This is a genomic window from Neoroseomonas oryzicola (assembly GCF_012163135.1).
GTDB lineage: Bacteria > Pseudomonadota > Alphaproteobacteria > Acetobacterales > Acetobacteraceae > Neoroseomonas > Neoroseomonas oryzicola.
The window spans coordinates 1-19771 of record NZ_JAAVUP010000005.1 but is presented as its reverse complement, the minus strand read 5'-3'; the positions used below and the strand labels follow the sequence as shown (position 1 = coordinate 19771).

Sequence of the window (19771 nt, the reverse complement as noted above, 5' to 3'; positions counted from 1 at the left end):
TCCGAAGGATCGCCCGCGGGTGCCCAGAGCCCGCATCGCACCTTCCTCTGTCGGAGGAACTGCGCGTGCTGGACTACATCGCCTACCGCGTTGCCGTGCTGGTTCCGACGCTGCTGGCGGTGTCGCTCGCCGTGTTCCTCGTGCTGCACCTTGTGCCCGGCGATCCCGCGCGCAACGCCGCCGGCCCCGATGCGGCGGAGGAAGACATCGAGCTGATCCGCGAGCAGTTCGGTCTCGACCAGCCGCTTTGGCGCCAATACGGCATCTATCTCGGCAATATCGTGCGCGGCGATCTCGGGGAGAGCTTCCGCACGCGGCGTCCGGTCCTCGACGAGATCGTGCGCCGCATGCCCGCGACGCTGGAACTCGCCGGCTTCGCGATGCTGTTCGCCGTCGTCGTCGGCGTCGCGCTCGGCGTGGTCGCGAGCATGCGACCGAACTCGGCGATCGACAGCGCCGTGAACGGGCTGTCGGCGCTGGGCATCTCGGCACCGGTGTTCTTCCTCGGCCTGCTGCTGATGCTGCTGTTCTCCGCACGGCTGCAATGGCTGCCGCCAAGCGGGCGCGGGACCATGGCGCATCTGGTGCTGCCGACCATCACGCTCGGCCTGCCTTATGTCGCGACCTTCGCCCGCGTCGCGCGCTCGACCATGCTCGACGTGCTGTCGGAGGACTACATCCGCACCGCGCGCGCCAAGGGGCTGGTCTGGCGCAGCGTGGTCTGGCGCCATGCGCTCATCAACGCGGCGGTGCCGCTGGTGACGCTGCTCGGCGTCTATTTCGGGCGGCTGCTGGGCGGGGCGGTGATCGTCGAGACGATCTTTGCCTGGCCCGGGCTCGGGCGCCTGATGGTCGACGGTATCATCCAGCGCGACATCAACCTGGTGCAGGGCTGCATCCTGTTCTTCGCCACCGCCATCGTGCTGGTGAACCTCGTCGTGGATCTTCTCTACTCGGTCCTCGACCCGCGGATCGCGCGCGGCTGAGGGGGCAGGGGGATGATCGCCTTCCTTCGCTTCCTTCTGCTCACCGGGCGCTGGTTCGCCCTGCTCGGCGTCGGGGTCATCGCGTTGTTCCTGCTGGCCGCGGTCTGCGCCCCGCTGTTCTTCAGCTGGGAGGAAGCGACGCGGGTGAATCTCGGCGATGCCCTCGCCGCGCCCTCTGCGGCCCTTCCGCTCGGCGCGGACGAGATGGGGCGCAGCATGGTCGCGCGGCTCGTCTGGGGCGCGCGGGTCTCGCTGCTCGTCGCCGGGCTGAGCGTCGGGGTCGCGCTGATTGCCGGCCTCGTCATCGGCGGCCTCTGCGGTTTCTACGAGAACCGCCTGACCTTCGTCACCATGCGGGCGATGGATGCGATCATCAGTTTCCCGCGCATCCTGGTCGCGATCATGCTGATCACCATCCTCGGGCCGGGGATCGTCAGCCTGACGCTGGCGATCGCCATCTCCTCCGTGCCGGTCTTCGCGCGGCTGTTCCGCGGGCCCGTGCTGTCGCTGAAGAAGCGGGACTATGTCGTCGCGGCGCGTTCCCTCGGGGCGGGGGATGGGCGGCTGCTGTTCCGCCACGTCATGCCCAATCTCACGGCGCTGATCGTCGTGCAGGGCAGCATCTCGCTCGCCGAGGCGGTTCTGATCGCCTCGGGGCTGAGCTTCCTCGGCCTCGGGCCGCAGCCGCCGGTGCCGGAATGGGGGGCGATGATCGCGCAGTCGCGCTCGCACCTGATGAGCACGCCGCATGTCGTCCTGGCGCCGGGGATCGCGCTGTTCGTCTTCGTGCTGGCCCTGAACCTGGTGGGAGACGGGCTCAGGGATTTCAGCGACCCCCGCGCTAGCGGCACCGGGGGACGCTGACAATGGCGTCGACAGGACACCACACAAGGAGGCTGGGATGACGAGACAGACCGGGACGCTGTCCCTCGACCGCCGGGCGTTGCTCGGGGGCGCCGCCGGGGCGCTTCTCGCGCCGGGCGTCCGCGCGCAGCGCGCGAACGACGTGCTGACCTTCATCGAGGGATCGGATTTCGACACGCTCGATCCCGCCATCAGCCGCACGCGGTCGGCCGAGATTCTCTTCTACGTGATGTTCAACCGCCTGGTGCGCTGGACGGATACGTCCCTGTCGGCGATCGGGCCGGACCTCGCGGAATCCTGGACGATCTCCGACGACAAGTTGAACTGGACCTTCCGCCTGCGGGAAGGCGTGCGCTTCCATGACGGCACGACCGCGGACGCCGAGGCGGTGAAGTTCTGCATCGACCGGCTGCGCGACCCGGCCTTCGGTTCGCCGAACCGTTCGCTCTACACCGCGATCACCGCAGTCACGGTGGTCGATCCGCGCACCATCCGCTTCACGACCGAGCAGCCCCATGCCGGATTGCTGGAGAACCTCGCGGAATCCTCGGCCTCCATCAGCAGCCCGACCGCCATCCGGCGCCACGGCCGCAACTACGGCCGCAACCCGGTCGGCAGCGGCCCCTACAAGCTGGAGGAATGGGCGCCCGGCGAGCGTACCGTTCTCGCCCGCGCGGTACCCTCTGCCCGCTTCCGGCAGATCATCTACCGCCCCGTTCCCGAAGGCGAGGCACGGCTGATCGAGCTCGAGGCCGGCACCGCCGACATCGCGACCGGCATCCCGCCCGAGGCGACCGCCCGCGTGCGCGCCAATCCACGCCTGAAGCTCGAGGTCATCCCGAGTTCCTTCCAGGTCTTCTTCGAGCTCAACTGCGCGCGTCCGCCCTTCAACGATGTGCGCGTCCGTCGCGCGATCCAGTTCGCGATCGACCGGGAGGCGATCGTCCAGCGCATCCTCGGCGGCTTCGGCACGGTGCCGGACAGCTTCGTCGCACCTGGCGTGCAGAGCTATGAGTCGATCGGGAAACACCCCTACGACCCTGACCGCGCGAAGCGCGAGATCGCGGCGGTCTTCCCCGGCGGCTTCTCCGAGAAGATCGTCATGTGGACGAGCTCCGGCCGCTACCTGAAGGACCAGCAGGTGGCGGAGGCGGTGCAGGGCTACCTGAACGCCATCGGCCTGCAGACCGAATTCCGCGCCTGGGAATGGGCCAGCTACCAGCAGACGCTCTATCGCCGCACGCCGAATGTCCCGGGCACCGGCTACGGGACCAACGCCGCGCATATGTGGGTGCTCGGCACGTCGATTCCGACCGCGGATTGGCGCCTGTCTCGGCGCTACCAGACCGGGCAGAGCGCGAACATCCTCGGCTACAGCGACCCTCGGGTGGATGACCTGCTGAACCGTGCCCGCGTCACGCTCGATCCGGCGGCGCGGCTCGATCTCTACCACCAAGCCAACCGGCTGCTGTGGCAGGACAACCCGCCGAACATCCCGCTCTACAACCAGAGCCAGATCATCGCGATGCAGCGCGGCATCAGCAACTTCAACGCCTTTGCCTTCGAGATTCCGCTGCTGGGGGAGGTGAGCAAGAGCTGACACCCCGAAGCGGCCAGGGCCGCCCGCGTTCCGGAGGGTGAGAGCGACGGGACGCGGGCGGTCCGGCACGGCAGTGCAGACCGACCAGGACAGGGACATCATGCGCGAACGCCTGCAAGCCGCCCCGGCGGAGGTCATCCAACGCTACATGTACCAGCCGCGCATCTTCGGCGACCTGGACGGCGACTATGCCGCCATGCAGCAGGTCAACCGCGCGCATCTCGTGATGCTGGTCGAACAGCGGATCCTGGAACCCGAGGTGGCGCGGCAGATCCTGCGCGCGCTCGACGCCATGGATGCGGAGGGACCGCGCGCCCTGCCGATCACCACGGCGCTCGAGGACCTGCACCTCAACATCGAATCGCTGCTGATGAAGCGCCTCGGCGCCGAGACGGGCGGGCGGATGCATACCGGGCGCAGCCGCAACGACCTCTACGCCACCATGCATCGGCTCAAGGCGCGGGCGATGCTGCAGCGGATCACGGCCAGCCTGCTCGCCGTCCGCGCCCAGCTGCTGGACATGGCCGAGGCGCACGCCGAGACGGTGATGACCGGCTACACGCACCTCCAGGCCGCGCAGCCCATCACCTTCGGCCATTACCTCTGCGCCATCGCGGACGGGCTGGCGCGCGACTGCGGGCGGCTGCTGGATGCCTATCCCCGGCTGAACCTTTGCCCGCTGGGCGCGGGGGCGTTGGCGACGACCGGATTCCCGGTGGACCGTGCCCGCTCGGCGGACCTGCTGGGCTTCGATGGGCTGGTGGAGAATTCGCTCGACTGCGTCGCAACGCGGGACTTCGCCGCGGAACTGATGGCGGGCTTCTGCCTGGTGACGCTGACGCTGAGCCGGATGCACCACGATCTGCATCTGTGGACGACGGCGGAATTCGGCTTCCTCGGCATGCGGGACGACATCGCCGGCGTCAGCAGCATGATGCCGCAGAAGAAGAACCCCGCCGCGATCGAGCAATGCCGCGCCAAACCCGCGATCACGCTGTCGGGCCTGGTCGCCTTCGTCGCCGCGACCGCGCAGACGCCCTACACCAACACCCGGCAGAATGCGGAGGCGCTGCACCATTTCCGCGACAGCGCGGCCGAGGCCGAGGCCGCGTTGGAACTGACCCTGGTGGTCCTGAAGGGCCTGCAGGTGGATGCCGAGCGGATGGAACAGGCGGCCGCCCAGAACTTCAGCACCTTCACCGAACTGGCCGACACCATGGTGCGGGAGGGCGGCCTGCCATTCCGCGCCGCCCATTCGGTGACCGGCGCGCTGACGCGGCTGGCCATCGGCCAGGGCCTGCGCGGCGCGGCCGAGGTCGATGCCACGCTGGTCGCGGAGGCGGTCGCCGAGGTTGCACCGGGCGCTGCGCCCTTGCCCGATGCGCTGGTCCGCGCGGCACTCGACCCGCGCGAGAACGTCCGCCGTCGCCATGTCACTGGCGGGCCCGCGCCCGCCGAGACGCGCCGCATGGTGGCGCGGGCACGTCGTCAGCTGGAGGACGACACCGCGCTTCATGCCGCGCGTGCCGGGGCGATCGCCGTTGCCGCGGAGGGCCTCGCCGCCGCGGCCGGGGGGCTCGCGGCGTGAGTGATGGCGCGCCCGTCCTGGCCGTGGAGGGGCTGCGGACCAGCTTCGGCCCGGTGCGCGCCGTCGACGGCGTCTCCTTCTCGGTGCGCCGGGGCGAGACGCTGTGCATCGTGGGCGAGTCCGGCTCCGGCAAGAGCGCCACGGCGCTGTCCATCATGGGCCTGATCCCGCGCGCGGCGGGGAAGGTGGTCGACGGGACGGTGCGCCTCGCCGGCCGGGGCGACCTGCGGCGACTGGACGAAACCTCCATGGCCGAGGTGCGCGGCCGCGACATCGGCATGGTCTTCCAGGAACCGATGAGCGCGCTCAACCCGGTCTTCCGTATCGGATCGCAGATCGGCGAGCCGCTGCGCGTCCATCGCGGCCTGTCGCGGCGGGAAGCGCATGAACGCGCGGTCGAGCTTCTCGCCATGGTGGGCGTGCCGTCCCCGGCGCAGCGTGCGCTGGACTACCCGCACCAGCTGTCCGGCGGCATGCGCCAGCGCGCGGTGATCGCCATGGCGATCGCCTGCGAACCGGCGCTGATCCTCGCCGACGAGCCGACCACGGCGCTCGACGTCACCATCCAGGCGCAGATCCTGGCACTGTTCGAGGATCTTCAGGATCGGCTCGGCGTCGCCATGGTGTTCATCACGCACGACCTGCGCGTGGTCGCCGAGATCGCCGACCAGGTCTGCGTCATGTATGCCGGCGTCGTCGTCGAGCAGGGCGCCGCGCGCGAGGTCCTGCGTAACCCGTTGCATCCCTACACCCAGGGCCTGCTGGGCTGCGTGCCGCGCGCCGGGGCCGGCGGGACCTCGCGCCGGCTGAACGCCATCCCTGGCACGGTGCCGAGCCTCGCCGCCTTGCCGCAGGGCTGCCGCTTCCGCTCCCGCTGCCCGCACGCCTTCGGACGCTGCGCCGAGGAGGAACCACCGCTGTTGCACCAGGGCGGCGACGGCCGGGCCTCCCGCTGCTGGCTCACCGAGGCCGCCGCATGACGACGGCGCCCTTGCTCGAGGTCGAGGGCCTCGAGGTCCACTACCCGGTCCACCGCGGGCCCTTGCAACGGCGCGTCGGCATGGTGCGCGCGGTGGATGGCGTGGACCTGACCCTGGCTCGGGGCGAGACGCTGGCGTTGGTCGGGGAGAGCGGCTGCGGCAAATCCACCCTCGGCCGCGCGGTGCTGCGGCTCGAGGAGCCGACGGCAGGACGCGTCGCCTTCGAGGGCCGGGATCTCGGTGCGGTCGGCAAGGCGGAACTGCGCGACGCGCGACGGCGCATGCGGATGATCTTCCAGGACCCGCAGGCCTCCCTGAACCCGCGCTTCCGGGTCGAGGACATCGTGGGCGAGGCCTACGACATCCACGGTCTCTCCCGGCAGGAACGCGCGGCGGGCGTGCGCGAGCTGATGGCCCTGGTCGGCCTGTCACCCGAACACGCGCGCCGCTTTCCGCATGAATTCAGCGGCGGGCAGCGCCAGCGCATCGGCATCGCGCGGGCGCTCGCACTGCATCCCTCCTTCGTCGTCTGCGACGAGCCAGTCTCGGCCCTCGATGTCTCGGTGCAGGCGCAGGTGGTGAACCTGCTGCTCGAACTGCAGGAGAAGCTCGGCCTCGCCTACCTTTTCATCTCGCACGACCTCCATCTGGTCGAGTTCTTCGCCGACCGGGTGGCGGTGATGTATCTCGGCCGCATCGTGGAGACGGCGCCGGCGAAGGCGCTCTATCGCCGCCCGCGGCATCCCTACACCCGTGCGCTGCTCGCCGCCTCGCCCTCGCTGGACGGGGAGGGGCATCATCGCCGTGCGCCGCTCCAGGGCGAGTTGCCGAGCCCGCTCGCGCCGCCGTCCGGATGCACCTTCCATCCGCGCTGTCCCTTCGCGGTGGATCGCTGCCGGGCCGAGGCGCCGCCCCTGCGGGACCTCGGCGACGGCGTCGCGGCCCGATGCTGGCGGGCAGAGGAGATCGAGGCCACCGGCGGGCTGCTCGCGCCCGCCCACGCATAGACGGGGAGGAACGGCATGCCGCATGTCATCGTCGTCGGGGCCGGGGTGCTCGGCGCCTCGGTCGCCTTTCGCCTTGCCCAGGCGGGCAGCGAGGTCACCATCCTCGAGGCAGGGCGCGTGGGCGGCGGCACCTCGTCCTGCAGCTACGCCTGGCTGAATTCCGGCAACAAGACGCCGCGCTCCTATCACGACCTCAACGTCGCCGGCATGCAGGCGCATTTCGCGCTGGCCGAGGAATTCCCCGCGACGCCATGGCTGCATCGCAGCGGCGGGATCGAGATTGCCAGCGGCGCGAAGGACGGCGCGACGCTCGCGGCGAAGGTCGCGCGCCTGTCGGACTGGGGCTACGCCGCCGAGATCATCGACGCGGCGCGCCTCGCCGAGCTCGAGCCGGATCTCGTGCTGGACGCAATCGACGCCCCGACCATCGCCTGGTGCCCCGAGGAAGGCTGGATCGACCCGGTCCTCTTCGCGCAATGGATGGTGCGCGCGGCGGAGCGGCATGGCGCCGTGCTGCGGCTCGGCACGCGCGTCGTCGCCGTCTCGGAGGCCGCCGGCCGCGTCACCGGCGTCGTGACGGAGGATGGTGAGGCCATCGCCGCGGATGCCGTGGTAAATTGCGCGGGGCGCTGGGCGGATCTGGTCGGCGGCGATCGCGCGCCGCGCATTCCCCTCGCACCCCGTGTCGGCTTCCTCGCCTTCACCCCGCCGGTGCCCGTCACGCTGCGCAACGTGCTGCGGACGGCGCTGGTGGACATGCGCCCGGACGGGGCAGGGCGGCTGATGCTGCACGACAACGCCATCGATGCGGCCTTGCCGCTCGATGCGGAACTCTCCCCCGCCATGCCGCAGGCGACGAGCATGGTCCGCCAGGCGGCGCGGCTCTTCCCCGGATTGCGCGACGTGCAGGCGGAAGCGGTGCGCATCACCGCGCGGCCCATTCCGGCCGACGGCTATTCGGCGGTCGGGCCGATGCCGGGGCTGGAGGGGTACTACCTGGCCGTGACGCACAGCGCCGTCACGCTGTCGGCGCATATGGCGAAGCTCATCGCGCGCGAGGTCGTGGGGCAGACGCCGGCCCCCGAACTCGAGCCCTTCCGCCCCGCACGCTTCTTCTCCAACCGCCCCGCGATCGAGGGCGGGGCGGAGGCCTTCACCTCGGCCGGCTGAGACGACGGTGCCGCGTCAGCGCGACGCGGCCGGGCGCTGCGCGGCCATCTGCGCGAGGTAGGCGATGACCGCGTCGAGGTCGGCATTGCTCAGCTCGGCCTCGGCGTAGCCCGGCATCTTCTGCTCGGGCCAGGTGCGGACGCTTGCCGGGTCGCGCAGGAGGCGGCGCAGCGCCGCGGGCTGGAAATACTCGGTCGGGTTCATCGGCCGGTTGAGGTCGGGGCCCATCTCCCCCGCGCCGCCGCCGTTCATGCGGTGGCAGGCGAGGCAGATGGCCGTGTAGACCTCCTGCCCGCGGCGCGCGGGATGGTCCGCCGGCAGCGCCGCGTCGACCGCGATCTGCGGCCACCGCACCGCAGGCGGTTCGACGATCCGCAGGGCGGCGATCTGGTACGGCCAGTATTCCGGCGAGATGCGCCCGGCCGCCGCGCGTTCCCAAACGATGTAGAACGGCCCCGCGCTGGCCTGCCGCCCCGGCACCTTCGGCCAGGGCGCATCCGGCGGTTCGATCGCGAGCCAGGCGGCAGGTCCCCCCGGCGCCGCCTGGAAGACCAGGCCGAGCGGAACCTGCGCGGCGAAACCGTCGGTCGCGCGCGCCTCGAGCACGGCGCCGGCAGGCGGGCGACCCGGCAGCAGGCCAAGGACCGTCGCCAGCGGCACGGCGCGGTAGCGCTGCGTCGTGCCGCCATAGGCCACATCGCCGGGAATGGTGACCTCCGCGACGTCGGGCCGGGCCAGCAGCGCTGCCGTGTCGAGGGAGCGGCTCGCTGTGTCGTCCTCGATGGTCAGGGGCGCGGCAACCGCGCCGGGGACTGCGAAGGTCGCCGTCGCAAGGAGGACCAGCGCGGCAAGGGCCGCGGGCCACCGGTCGGGGCCAATGCGAAAGATGGACATGGGCAGCGGATCCCCCTGCGTTTCGACGGCAGTTCCAGCGGACAGCGAGCGCCGGTCCGACGATCGACGCGCCGTCATCCGGCGCGCCGGCGTGCGCCCGCCGCGATCTTACGCCGCGCCGCCGAGCAGCGGCGGAAGCCGGCCGATCCACGGGCAGGCGGCCTCGTACAACGCCGCGGCCCGCAGGACCTCGAGGTCGCCGCGCGGCGGCCCGATGACCTGAAGGCCCATCGGCAGGCCATCCTTGCTGAACCCCGCAGGCACGCTGATCGCCGGGCACCCGGCCATCGTCGCGCCGACCACGACCTCCATCCAGCGGTGATAGCTGTCCATGGCGCGCCCCGCGATTTCCCGCGGCCAGGTCGTCGCGGCGTCGAAGGGGAACACCTGCGCCGCCGGGATCAGGAGGAAGTCGTAGGTGTCGAACAGCGCCGTGAAGGCCCGGTACCACGCGCCGCGATCGACCCCCGCCTTGTAGACGTCGAGCGCCGTCAGGCGATGGCTGCCCTCGATCTCCCACTGCGCCTCGGGCTTCAGCAGGGCGCGCTTCGCCGGATCGCGCCAGGCATCGTCGTGGCGCCCGCCGACGCTGTGCTGGCGCAGCACGACGAAGGCGCGCCACAGCCGCTCCGGGTCGAAGTCGACGCGCGCGGGCTCGACGCTCGATCCCGTCTGGCGGAGCAGATCGAGCGCGCCGCCACAGACATCCAGCACGCCGGGTTCGAAGGGAAGGTGACCGCCGAGGTCGCCAAGCCATCCGAAGCGGAGCGCCTTCGCCGGCCTGCCAAGCCGGTCCTCGAAGCGGTATCCCGGATCCTCCAGCGACAGGGGTGCGCGCTTGTCGTAGCCGGCCTGCACCGACAGCAGCATGGCGACATCCTCGGCGGACCGGCCCATCGGACCGTCCGTGGGCAGCTGCCCGTAGAACGGGTCGAGCCCGTCGGACGGCACGCGCCCCTGGGACGGCCGGAAGCCGAAGACGTTGTTGAACGCCGCCGGATTGCGCAGGGACCCGCCCATGTCGCTGCCATCGGCGACCGGCAGCATCCGCATCGCGAGCGCCACGCCGGCCCCGCCGCTCGACCCGCCACCGATCCGCGATGGGTCCCAGGCATTGCGGGTGAGGCCGAAGACCGGATTGTAGCTGTTCGACCCGTAGCCGAATTCGGGCACGTTGGTCTTGCCGATGATGATCGCCCCGGCCGCGCGCATCCTGGCGACGAAGATGGCATCGGTGTCCGGCACCTGGTCGGCGAAGAGCGGCGAGCCCATCGTGGTCCGCAGCCCGCGCGTCATCGCCAGGTCCTTGATGGCCTGGGGAAGCCCGTGCAGCGGGCCGACATCGTCGCCGCGGGCCACGGCGCCATCCGCCGCCTCGGCCTCGGCCAGGAGCTCCTCGCGCGGGCGCAGCGACACGATCGCGTTGACGGCGGGATTCACCGCCGCGATGTGGTCGAGATACGCCGCCATCACCTCCCGCGCGGAGACCTCGCGCCGCCGGATCATGGCGGCGAGCGGAACGGCGTTGATCCGGCAGATCTCGGGCGGCGCCGATGGCGTGGGCGCGGTTGGCGTCGTCATGGCCGCGTGGCCTCCCTTTCGGGCGGCGCTGGGCCGTCCCGCTTGTGCTTCCGTCCTTCGGCCATCGCGGGCCGCGGCGCGACCCTCGGCGCCGGTGCAGGTGGCGCGACCCTAGCGCCGTGCCGAACGGAAGGCGACCCGACCGCATGGCGTGGCGCGCAGCGGAAATCTTCGGGGCGGTCCTTGTGCGCCGGTTGCCGCGTCGTGATGATCCGCCATGGCCAGGGGTGTCTGCGAAGGATGCTTCCGGCAGGCATTGCCGAGGCGATATCCATGACGCACACCACCGCCGACGTATCGGTCAGGGACTGGCTTGCCCGTTTTGCGGAGGCGCTCGCGCAGCCTGATGCGGCCGGCGCAACGGAGCTTTTCGAACCCGGTGGCTATTGGCGCGACCTCGCCTCCGCGACCTGGTCCATCGTCACGCTGGAGGGGCGGGACGAGATCCGCGCCATGCTCGCGGAGGCGTCACCGCGCGATCTGCCGCGGAACTTCGTCGTCGAGCCCGGCCAGACGCGGGCGGCGGACGGCATCGTCGAGGGCTGGTTCCGGTTCGAGACCGAGCGCCTCCGCGGACGCGGCCACCTGCGCCTCGTCGACGGGCTGTGCCGGACGCTGTTCACCTCGGCCGTCGAGATCAAGGGCCACGAGGAGACCACCGGCGCGCGCCGCGAGCGGGGGGTGGAGCACGGCGCGCAGCGCGGTCGCCGGACCTGGCCCGAACGCCGCGCGGCGCGCGAGGCCGCACTCGGCACCACCGAGCAGCCCTATTGCCTGATCATTGGCGGCAGCCAGGGCGGCATGGCGCTGGCCGCGCGGCTCAATCGGCTCGAGGTGCCGACGCTCGTGATCGACAGCCTGGCGAAGCCCGGGGATGCCTGGCGACGGCGGTACCGGTCGCTGCACCTGCACGATCCGATCTGGGCCTGTCACATGCCCTACATGCCGTTCCCGCCCCATTGGCCCTTCTACATTCCGAAGGACCGCATGGGCGATTGGCTCGACGCCTATGCCGAGATGATGGAGATCGCCTCCTGGGGCTCTACCACGGCGACCGGCGCGCACTACGATGCCGAACGCGAAACCTGGTCCGTCGAGGTGGAGCGCGACGGACGGCCCGTCACGCTGCATCCGAGGCAGCTCGTGCTCGCGACCGGCATGTCCGGCGCGCCGGCATCGCCGCGCTTCCCGGGGGCCGAGACCTTCCGCGGCGAGCAATGCCATTCGAGCGCCTTCGTCAGCGGCGCCGCCTATGCCGGGCGAAAAGCCGTGGTGGTCGGATCGAACAATTCCGCGCACGACATCTGCGCCGATCTCTGGGAACACGGCGCCGCGGTGACGATGGTGCAGCGATCCTCGACCCTGGTTGCGCGCGCCGACACGCTGTTCCGATTCATCACGAGCAAGCTGTTCTCGGAGGAGGCGGTCGCGGCCGGGATCACCACCGAGCAGGCCGACTTCATGGCGGCCTCGCGGCCCTATGGCATGGTCGCGGAGTTGCAGCGCCGCCTCTACCCCGAGATCCGCGCGCATGACGCCGAGTTCTATGCGCGGCTCGAGAAGGCCGGCTTCATGCTCGACTTCGGGGAGGACGATACCGGCCTGTCGATGAAATACCTCCGGCGCGCATCGGGCTACTACATCGATGTCGGCGCCTCGGAACTCGTGGCATCCGGCGAGGTCGCGCTGCGCAGCCGCGTGCAGGTGGCGCGGCTGCGTCCGGAAGGGGTGGAACTGTCGGACGGGTCGGTGCTGGAGGCCGACCTTGTCGTCTACGCGACCGGCTACGAGCCGATGGAGAGCTGGATCGCGAAGCTCATCTCAGCCGAGGTGGCCGAGCGCGTGGGCCATGTCTGGGGCCTTGGCTCAGGCACGCGGCGCGACCCCGGGCCCTGGGTCGGCGAGCTGCGCAACATGTGGAAGCCGACGCGCCAGCCCGGCCTCTGGCTGCAGGGCGGCAACCTGCAGCAGGCGCGGTTCTATTCGCGCATCCTTGCCCTGCAGATCCAGGCGAGGATGCTCGGGCTGCCCACGCCGGTGCACGATCCGAAGGGGCTGCGGGCCGCCTAGGCCAGCGGCCATGGCGTCATGGGTCAGACGACCTGGAAGCCGTGGGCATACGGATCGCGGTCATCGATGAAGATGGTGTTGTACCCGGTCATCCGCGCCCAGCCGGCGATGGAGGGGATTATCGCCGGCTTGTTCCCGACGCTGGTCGCGGCCTCGACACGGCCCTTGAACAGGGATCCGATGATGCTCTCATGCACGAAGGCGTCGCCGGGCTTCAGCCGGCCCTTCGCCGCCCATTGCGCCATGCGCGCAGAGGTGCCGGTGCCGCAGGGCGAGCGGTCGATCGCCTTGTCGCCGTAGAAGACAGCGTTGCGCGCATGGGCCTCGGGCTGGGTCGGCGCGCCGGTCCAGAGGATGTGGCTGAGGCCCCTGATCTCCGGCTTCTCGGGGTGGACGAAATCGTAGGCCTCGTTCAGCGCGCGGCGTAGTTTCGGGCTCAGCTCCACCAGCCGTCCTGCGGGGAAGTCCGCCATGTCGCGGAAATTCTCCTGCGGGTCGACGATGGCGTAGAAATTGCCGCCATAGGCGACATCCACCTTCAGCGACCCGAGGCCGGGGCAGTCGATCGGCAGGTCCTCGGCGTGCAGGAAGGAGGCGATGTTGGTGATCCGCACCTCCTCCACATGCGCGCCATCCTGGCGGTATTCCGCGGTGACGACGCCGGCGGGCGTGTCGAGGCGCAGCACGCCCGGTTCCTTCGGGCTCACCAGCCCGTTCTCGATCGCCATGGTCACCGTCCCGATGGTGCCGTGGCCGCACATGGGCAGGCAGCCCGAGGTCTCGATGAACAGGATCGCGATGTCGCAATCGGGGCGCGTCGGCGGATAGAGGATCGAGCCCGACATCATGTCGTGGCCGCGCGGTTCGAACATCAGCCCGGTGCGGATCCAGTCATACTCCGCGAGGAAATGCGCGCGCTTCTCGATCATGTTCGCGCCCTGCAGCAGCGGCCCGCCGCCGGCGACGAGCCGCACCGGATTGCCGCAGGTATGCCCGTCGATGCAGGAGAAGGTGTGCCGTGCCATGGAAGCGGTCCCGTGTTCCTCAGAAGCGTTGCGGGCTGAAGGGCGCGATGTCGAGCGGCGGCCTGCGCCCGGCAACGAGGGCCGCGACGATCCGCCCCGTCGCGGCCGATTGCGTCAGACCGAGATGCCCGTGCCCGAAGGCGTGGATGATGCGCGGTGAGGCGCGCGACGGTCCGATCGCCGGCAGGCTGTCGGGCAGGGACGGGCGGAACCCCATCCACTGCACGCCGCCCTCGGCGCGCAGCCCGGGCAGGAAGCGCTGCGCCTTGGCGAGCATGGTCGCCGAGCGCCTGAAATCCGGCGGCCGCGTCAGCCCACCGAGTTCCACGGCGCCACCGACGCGCACGCCGCCGCCGATCGGCGTGACGACGAAGCCGTGGCCGGGGAAGGTCAATTGCCGCCGGAGGTCGAAGGCGCCCGGCGGCAGGGTGGTGTTGTAGCCGCGCTCGGTCTCGAGCGGGATGCGGTCCCCCGTGCCAGCCGCCAGCGGCCGGGACCAGGCGCCGGCGGCGATCACGGCATGGTTCGCCTCGACGGTCTCGCCGCCCTCCAGCACGATCGCCGCACCGCCTTCGCGCGGCGTGACGGCATGGACGCGCGCGCGCCGCACGGTGGCGCCGAGGCGCTGCGCGTAATCCAGCAGCGCCAGCGCGAAGCGATGCGGGTCCTCGACCGTCTGCCAGCCCGGCACGAAGGTCGCGACCGGGAAGATCGGCGCAAGTCCGGGCTGCAACGCCCCGATCGCGTCGCCGCGAAGGTGCTCGAAGACGATCCCTTCCTTGGCGCGTGCCTCCCAGCCCGGCAGTGCGGCACGCAATTCGGCCTCGGATTCATAAAGCTCCAGCGCGCCGTCCGAATGCACCATGGCGCCGGCCCCGGCACGGCCGACCAGCGCGGCCATCGCCTCCCGCGCCAGGCGCATCATCGCCGCCTGCGCGACCATGCTGGCGCGCACGCGGTCGGGCCAGCTCGCGCGCCAGAAGCGCAGCAGCCAGGGTGCGATCCGCGGCAGGTAGGACGGCGGGATCGCCAGCGGCCCCAGCGGATCGAGCAGCCATTTCGGCGCCTTGCGCATGATGCCCGGCGAGGCGAGCGGCATGACATCCGAGAAGGCGAAGCCGCCGGCATTGCCGAAGCTCGCGCCGCGCGCGGGCTCCTCGCGGTCGATCAGCAGGACGCGGCGGCCATCCTCCACCAAGTGGCAGGCGGCGGCGATCCCGACGATGCCGGCACCGACGACGACGACGTCCGGCGGAGAGGTAGGCGCCATCCGAGCCTCAGTTCACCGCGGCGACGATCTGCTGCCACTGCGCGAGGAATTCCGCGCGCTTGGCCGCCGCCTCGGTCTCGTCGGTCGGGAAGACGCGGATGCCGCTCATCGCCGGCAGGTCGACCAGCTTCGCGACATCGATGTCCGAGCGGCTCGGCCGGCGATATGCGGCTTCCAGCAGCGCCGTCTGCACCGGCTTGGACAGCAGCATGTCGAAGGCACGGCGTGCCGTCGCGCCGGCCGGCGCGTCCTTCACCAGCGCCTGGAATTCGGGACTGATGAAGGTGCCGTCGGAGGGATAGACCAGCTGGATCTCCCGCTGCCCGCCCGCGACATAGCCATAGGCATTGGATTCGAAGGTCAACCCGACCGCATACTCGCCCTGCGCCACGCCGCGCAGCACGGCGCTGGCGGAGCTGCTGACGCGCAGATTCGCCGCGAGCCGCCGCAGTCCGTCCTCGCCCAGCAGCTTCGATACGCCCCACAGGATCGTGTAGCCGGTCGAGCTGTTCTGGGGGTCAGCGATGATGATCCGCCCCTTCCAGGCCGGGTCGAGCAGGTCCGCCCAGCTGCGCGGTGCGGCCGTGCCGCGCAGCTGGTTGCGGTTCAGCATGGCGACGACGACGTGGATGTTGGTCGCCGTCCAGAGGTCCTCCGGCTGGCGCAGGCTGTCCGGGATGGCGGCCGCCTCGGGCGAGCGGTAGGCCTGGTACAGGCTGCGGAAGTCGCCGAGGGTATTCGCGCTCGAGCTCCAGAACAGGTCCGCCTGCGGGCGGGACGCCTCGGCGGCGATGCGCCGCAGCAGCTGCGCGCTGCCGCCGGTGATCGTGTTGATGCGCAGCGGCGGCCGGGCGCGCTCCACGACTTCCTTCACCGCATCCACTGCCTGGGCTGAGTTCGGCGTGTAGATCACCACGGCGCCGGACTGGGCGCGTGCGAGACGCGGCGCGGCGGCGGTAAGGGCGAGGCCACCCAGCAGGGCGCGACGGGTCGTCTGTTCGGTCATGGCTCGTCTCCGTTCTTGCGATCTGTTTGGTGCCGCCCGCGCTCAGGCGCGGGAGGAGAAGAGGTCGATGCGGAAGACCCGCGTCGCGACGATGATCGGCAGCAGGATCACGACGATCAGCACCAAGCCGTAAGCGGAGGCCTGCGCCATCAGCCCGCTGTCGATCAGCTTGTAGATCTGGATCGGCAGCGTCTCCCGCCCGCCGGAATAGACGATGATGGAGGCGCTGAGCTCCGCGACGGTGGTCGTCCAGGTCAGCACCGCCGCCGCCGCGATGGCCGGGGCCATCAGCGGCAGTACGACGCGGAGGAAGGAGGAGACCGGCGGCACGCCGAGGCTGATCGAGGCTTCCTCGATCGAGTTCGGCACGTTGTAGAGCGTGGAGGATGCGTTGCGGATTCCGAAGGGCAGGCGCCGCACGATGTAGGCCAGCACGATGATGCCCGCCGTGCCGGTCAGCGGCAGCCAGCCGGCGTTGAAGGACATGACCAGCCCGATGCCGATCGCAGTGCCGGACAACGCCAGCGGCAGCGCGGTGATGTAGTCGAGCGCCGGCGTCAGCAGATTGCGCTTCTTGACGATGAGGTAGGACACCAGCGTGCTGAAGGCGATGCTGACCACCGTCGCCGTGCCGGCATAGACCAGCGAGTTGAACAGCGGTTCCGGCGCATTGTTGAACAGGCGCTCGAGGTTGGCCGTGGTCCAGTCGCCCCAGCGCATCACCGGCCCGCGCGCGCGGGTGAAGGCGCCGGCGACCAGCGTGGCGAGCGGCAGCAGCGAGATGACCACGATGATCCCCGCCGCCACGCCGATGCCCAGGCCGCTCAGGCCCCGCATCCGAGCCGCCTTCGCGCCGCGGCCCTGCACCACCTCGTGCCGCCCGCGCGAGACGATCCAGCGCTGCACGAAAAGCACAAGCATCACGAGGCCGATCGACACCGAGGCCAGGGTGCTCTGCATCACCGGATCCGCACCGGATTCCGCCACTGCCGCCTGGTAGGTGAGGACCGAGAGCAGGGGGACTCGCCCGCCGAGAATCGTCGCCGTGGCGAAGTTCCCGACGACGAGGGTGAAGACGAGCAGCGCGCTGGCGAGCACGGCCGGCATGATCACCGGCAGCATGACGCGCAACCGGGATGCGACGGGCGAGGTGCCGAGGCTCTGTGCCGCTTCCTCGAGTTGGCTGTCGAAGCCCCGGATCGCCGCGACCGTACCGATGTAGACGTAGGTGTAGTAGGAAAAGGTCAGCGCAATGATCAGGCCGGGCCAGCCGTAAAAGCTCGGCAGATCGATGCCGTGGTCGGCCAGGTAGCGCGTGAAGACGCCGTTGTTGCCGAGCATCATCAGCCAGGTCTGGGCGGAGATCACCTCGGGGATCACGAGCGTGATCAGCGGAAGGATCGCCACCACCGACTTGCCGGGAAAGTCATAGCGCGCCGCCACGTAGGCGAGCGGCACCGCGATCACCACGGTCGTCGCCGTCACCGCGATGCCGAGCATCACCGTGTTCGTCACCGCCTGCAGGTAGCGCGGTTCGGCCAGCAGCACCGACCAGCCGGACCGGCTGCCCGTGCCGAAGCTGCCGGTGACGATGTTGAACAGCGGATAGACCAGGAAGACCGCCAGCACGACGAGCATCGCCGCCGACAGCCAGAACCAGACGGACCCCGCCCGCGCCATCATGACGCGAGCACCAGCGTGCGCAGCGGGTCGAAGCCGAGGCGGACGAGATCGCCGGGCTGGAAGGCGTCGTGACGGTCGCCGTGCAGGTCGACGGCCAGCGTCAGGCCTTCGGGCAGCTCGACCTTGTAGGTGGTCCGGCCGCCGAGATACTGGCGCCGGCGCACCGTGCCGGTCAGGCCTTCGCCATCGCGCGTCAGGCTGATCTCCTCGGGCCGCGCGACCAGCAGGGCGTGGCCTGCGGGCACCGTGGCGGGCGCGCGGGCCGTCACCACGCCGCCGGGCAGGGGCACCATCACCGGGCCGATCGCGGCTGCCGCGGGCAGCGTCACCTTCACGAGATTCGCCGCGCCGACGAAATCGGCGACGTAGCCGGTGGCCGGTTCACGGTAGATCGCGGAAGGCGGCCCCACCTGCTCCAGCCTGCCGCGGTTCATCACCCCGATCCGGTCGGACATGGCGAGCGCCTCGTCCTGGTCATGGGTGACGAAGATGGTCGTGATGCCAGCCTCGCGCTGGAGCTCGGTGATCACCTCGCGCACCTGCACGCGCAGCTTGGCATCGAGGTTGGAGAGTGGTTCGTCCATCAGCAGCAGTTGCGGCTCGATCACAAGCGCACGGGCGAGCGCGACACGCTGGCGCTGCCCACCCGACAATGCCGCTGGATGCCGGGCGGCGAGATGACCCAGGCCGACATGATCGAGGGACTGCGCAACCTTGCGCCTGATCGTCGCTTCGTCCACGCGGCGGGCGCGCAGGCCGTAGGCGACGTTGTCGAACACCGTCTTGTCGGGAAACAGCGCGTAGTCCTGGAAGACCATGCCGATGTTGCGCCGGTGCGGCGGCAGGCGCGTGACGTCGCTGCCGCCGAACAGCAGCCGGCCCTCGGCGGCCTGGATGAAGCCCGCGATGGTCCGCAGCAACGTCGTCTTGCCGCAACCGGACGGGCCCAGCAGGGTGAAGAAGCAGCCCTGCTCGATCGTCAGCGACAGGTTCTCGATGACGCGCTGGCCGCCGTAGGCGACGGCCAGGCCGTCGATGGCGAGGCCCGGCGTCGCCGTCGACGCGGCCGCGATGGATACCGGTTCGGCATTCATGGCAACATCGCTCCCTGCACCATCGTGAGTGCGTCCCGGTGCCGCTGCGGATCGCCCGCGGCCAGGATGCGCGGACCGCTGCCGAGGGCGAGCGGCTTGCCGTCCCAATCGGTGATCACGCCGCCCGCGCCTTCGATGATCGGCGGGAAGGGGGCGTAGTCCCAGAGCTTCAGGCTGGAATCGATGGCGAGGTCGGTGCGGCCGGAGGCGAGCAGCCCATAGGCCATGCAACAGCCGCCATAGATTCGCCAGGCCGTCGCGGCGCGCAGCGCATCGAGCGCGGGACGGTCGGCGTTGCCGAAGAAATCGGGGTTGCTGGCCGACAGGATGGCGCCCGACAGCGAGGCGCAGGCGCGCGTCGCGCAGGGGCCCGCGCTGTGGCGCGTGGGCTGTCCCGTCGCGCCGACCCAGCGGTCCCGCGTGACCGGCAGGTCGATGATGCCGAGCACCGGCACGCCGTCGGCGAGGAGCGCGATCAGCGTGCCGTAGACCGGTACGCCGGCGATGAACGGCGCGGTGCCATCCACCGGGTCGAGCACCCAGGTCAGCTCGCGTGCGGGGCCGGCATCGCCACCTTCCTCGCCGATGATGCCGTGGGCCGGGTAGCGATCGGTGATGCGTTCGCGCAGCCGCCGCTCGATGCGCTCGTCGAGGTCGGTGACGAAGCTGCGGTCGGGCTTGAGTTCCACGACCGGGGCGCTGGCCGCGCCGAACATGGCGCGACTTTCGTCGGCGAGGGCCTCGGCGAAGGCCACCCATTCATCGAGGGACGTCTTCATCCGCTGCGGCCCGGCCATGACCCGCCTCAGGCCGCGAGTGCGGGCAGAGAGGGCCTCTTGGCGAGGGCGGTGGCCATCAGCGTCTCGACCTCGCGGCGGTCGGCGTCGGGCAGGGGCAGGCGGGGCGGGCGGGTGAGCGCGGAGCCGCGGCCCATGATCTGCTCGCAGAGCTTG

Annotated in this window: 16 protein-coding genes; 8 read left to right on the top strand and 8 right to left on the bottom strand. The window is 70.7% G+C overall.

Annotated elements, in window-relative coordinates; translation table 11 throughout:
- Positions 1-65 precede the first annotated feature (65 nt).
- From GWK15_RS17310 to GWK15_RS17280, 7 genes are all read left to right on the top strand, one after another.
- Positions 66-986 carry an ABC transporter permease subunit gene (locus tag GWK15_RS17310; protein WP_168042623.1) on the top strand — a complete coding sequence of 307 codons (921 nt, stop codon included), beginning with the start codon at positions 66-68 and terminating at the stop codon, positions 984-986.
- A 12-nt stretch (positions 987-998) separates the two neighbouring features.
- The gene (locus tag GWK15_RS17305) at positions 999-1850 is read left to right on the top strand and encodes an ABC transporter permease (RefSeq protein WP_168042622.1); all 852 of its coding nucleotides are present in this window, start codon (positions 999-1001) and stop codon (positions 1848-1850) included.
- Positions 1851-1887: 37 nt separating this feature from the next.
- Entirely contained in the window at positions 1888-3450 is a 1563-nt protein-coding gene (locus tag GWK15_RS17300) for an ABC transporter substrate-binding protein (protein WP_168042621.1), read from the top strand.
- A gap of 100 nt (positions 3451-3550) precedes the next feature.
- Positions 3551-5038 (top strand): argininosuccinate lyase, encoded by a 1488-nt coding sequence (gene argH, locus GWK15_RS17295; protein WP_168042620.1) that lies wholly within the window; start codon positions 3551-3553, stop codon positions 5036-5038.
- Complete coding sequence (locus GWK15_RS17290; RefSeq protein WP_168042619.1) at positions 5035-6018, top strand: oligopeptide/dipeptide ABC transporter ATP-binding protein; 984 nt, start codon at positions 5035-5037, stop codon at positions 6016-6018. The genes argH and GWK15_RS17290 overlap by 4 nt, the downstream gene beginning before the upstream one ends.
- On the top strand, positions 6015-7025 hold the full coding sequence (locus tag GWK15_RS17285) for an ABC transporter ATP-binding protein (protein ID WP_168042618.1): 1011 nt from the start codon (positions 6015-6017) through the stop codon (positions 7023-7025). The genes GWK15_RS17290 and GWK15_RS17285 overlap by 4 nt, the downstream gene beginning before the upstream one ends.
- A gap of 15 nt (positions 7026-7040) precedes the next feature.
- Positions 7041-8195, top strand: a complete 1155-nt coding sequence (locus GWK15_RS17280; RefSeq protein ID WP_168042617.1) for an NAD(P)/FAD-dependent oxidoreductase — start codon at positions 7041-7043, stop codon at positions 8193-8195.
- 15 nt (positions 8196-8210) lie between these two features.
- Here GWK15_RS17280 and GWK15_RS17275 read toward each other — a convergent pair whose 3' ends face one another.
- A complete protein-coding gene (locus tag GWK15_RS17275; protein WP_168042616.1) occupies positions 8211-9089 on the bottom strand; it encodes a cytochrome c in 879 nt (292 codons plus the stop codon).
- 108 nt (positions 9090-9197) lie between these two features.
- Positions 9198-10670 (bottom strand): amidase, encoded by a 1473-nt coding sequence (locus tag GWK15_RS17270; RefSeq protein ID WP_168042615.1) that lies wholly within the window; start codon positions 10668-10670, stop codon positions 9198-9200.
- 273 nt (positions 10671-10943) lie between these two features.
- Here GWK15_RS17270 and GWK15_RS17265 point away from each other — a divergent pair, with 273 nt between their 5' ends.
- Positions 10944-12740 (top strand): NAD(P)/FAD-dependent oxidoreductase, encoded by a 1797-nt coding sequence (locus tag GWK15_RS17265; RefSeq protein ID WP_168042614.1) that lies wholly within the window; start codon positions 10944-10946, stop codon positions 12738-12740.
- A 23-nt stretch (positions 12741-12763) separates the two neighbouring features.
- On the opposite strand, the gene GWK15_RS17260 is transcribed toward GWK15_RS17265, so the two are convergent.
- From GWK15_RS17260 to GWK15_RS17235, 6 genes are read right to left on the bottom strand one after another with little or no spacing between them, the layout of a single operon-like run.
- The gene (locus tag GWK15_RS17260; protein ID WP_168042613.1) at positions 12764-13765 is read right to left on the bottom strand and encodes a 4-hydroxyproline epimerase; all 1002 of its coding nucleotides are present in this window, start codon (positions 13763-13765) and stop codon (positions 12764-12766) included.
- 19 nt (positions 13766-13784) lie between these two features.
- Positions 13785-15035: an NAD(P)/FAD-dependent oxidoreductase gene (locus GWK15_RS17255; protein ID WP_168042612.1), complete on the bottom strand. Its 1251-nt coding sequence runs from the start codon at positions 15033-15035 to the stop codon at positions 13785-13787.
- Between the two features lie 7 nt (positions 15036-15042).
- Entirely contained in the window at positions 15043-16041 is a 999-nt protein-coding gene (locus tag GWK15_RS17250; RefSeq protein WP_168042611.1) for an extracellular solute-binding protein, read from the bottom strand.
- 42 nt (positions 16042-16083) lie between these two features.
- Positions 16084-17724 (bottom strand): ABC transporter permease, encoded by a 1641-nt coding sequence (locus GWK15_RS17245; protein WP_209442272.1) that lies wholly within the window; start codon positions 17722-17724, stop codon positions 16084-16086.
- A complete protein-coding gene (locus tag GWK15_RS17240) occupies positions 17721-18818 on the bottom strand; it encodes an ABC transporter ATP-binding protein (protein WP_168042610.1) in 1098 nt (365 codons plus the stop codon). Before GWK15_RS17240 ends, GWK15_RS17245 begins: the two co-directional genes overlap by 4 nt.
- Complete coding sequence (locus tag GWK15_RS17235; protein ID WP_209442271.1) at positions 18815-19597, bottom strand: inositol monophosphatase family protein; 783 nt, start codon at positions 19595-19597, stop codon at positions 18815-18817. The genes GWK15_RS17240 and GWK15_RS17235 overlap by 4 nt, the downstream gene beginning before the upstream one ends.
- Positions 19598-19771: the final 174 nt, after the last annotated feature.

What these genes read in the sequence shown, in the direction of transcription:
- GWK15_RS17305 (WP_168042622.1), top strand. Translation starts at nt 999, where the DNA reads ATGATCGCCTTCCTTCGCTTCCTTCTGCTCACCGGGCGCTGGTTCGCC.
- GWK15_RS17300 (WP_168042621.1), top strand. Translation starts at nt 1,888, where the DNA reads ATGACGAGACAGACCGGGACGCTGTCCCTCGACCGCCGGGCGTTGCTC.
- argH (WP_168042620.1), top strand. Translation starts at nt 3,551, where the DNA reads ATGCGCGAACGCCTGCAAGCCGCCCCGGCGGAGGTCATCCAACGCTAC.
- GWK15_RS17285 (WP_168042618.1), top strand. Translation starts at nt 6,015, where the DNA reads ATGACGACGGCGCCCTTGCTCGAGGTCGAGGGCCTCGAGGTCCACTAC.
- GWK15_RS17280 (WP_168042617.1), top strand. Translation starts at nt 7,041, where the DNA reads ATGCCGCATGTCATCGTCGTCGGGGCCGGGGTGCTCGGCGCCTCGGTC.
- GWK15_RS17275 (WP_168042616.1), bottom strand. Translation starts at nt 9,089, where the DNA reads ATGTCCATCTTTCGCATTGGCCCCGACCGGTGGCCCGCGGCCCTTGCC.
- GWK15_RS17270 (WP_168042615.1), bottom strand. Translation starts at nt 10,670, where the DNA reads ATGACGACGCCAACCGCGCCCACGCCATCGGCGCCGCCCGAGATCTGC.
- GWK15_RS17265 (WP_168042614.1), top strand. Translation starts at nt 10,944, where the DNA reads ATGACGCACACCACCGCCGACGTATCGGTCAGGGACTGGCTTGCCCGT.
- GWK15_RS17260 (WP_168042613.1), bottom strand. Translation starts at nt 13,765, where the DNA reads ATGGCACGGCACACCTTCTCCTGCATCGACGGGCATACCTGCGGCAAT.
- GWK15_RS17255 (WP_168042612.1), bottom strand. Translation starts at nt 15,035, where the DNA reads ATGGCGCCTACCTCTCCGCCGGACGTCGTCGTCGTCGGTGCCGGCATC.
- GWK15_RS17250 (WP_168042611.1), bottom strand. Translation starts at nt 16,041, where the DNA reads ATGACCGAACAGACGACCCGTCGCGCCCTGCTGGGTGGCCTCGCCCTT.
- GWK15_RS17245 (WP_209442272.1), bottom strand. Translation starts at nt 17,724, where the DNA reads ATGATGGCGCGGGCGGGGTCCGTCTGGTTCTGGCTGTCGGCGGCGATG.
- GWK15_RS17240 (WP_168042610.1), bottom strand. Translation starts at nt 18,818, where the DNA reads ATGAATGCCGAACCGGTATCCATCGCGGCCGCGTCGACGGCGACGCCG.
- GWK15_RS17235 (WP_209442271.1), bottom strand. Translation starts at nt 19,597, where the DNA reads ATGAAGACGTCCCTCGATGAATGGGTGGCCTTCGCCGAGGCCCTCGCC.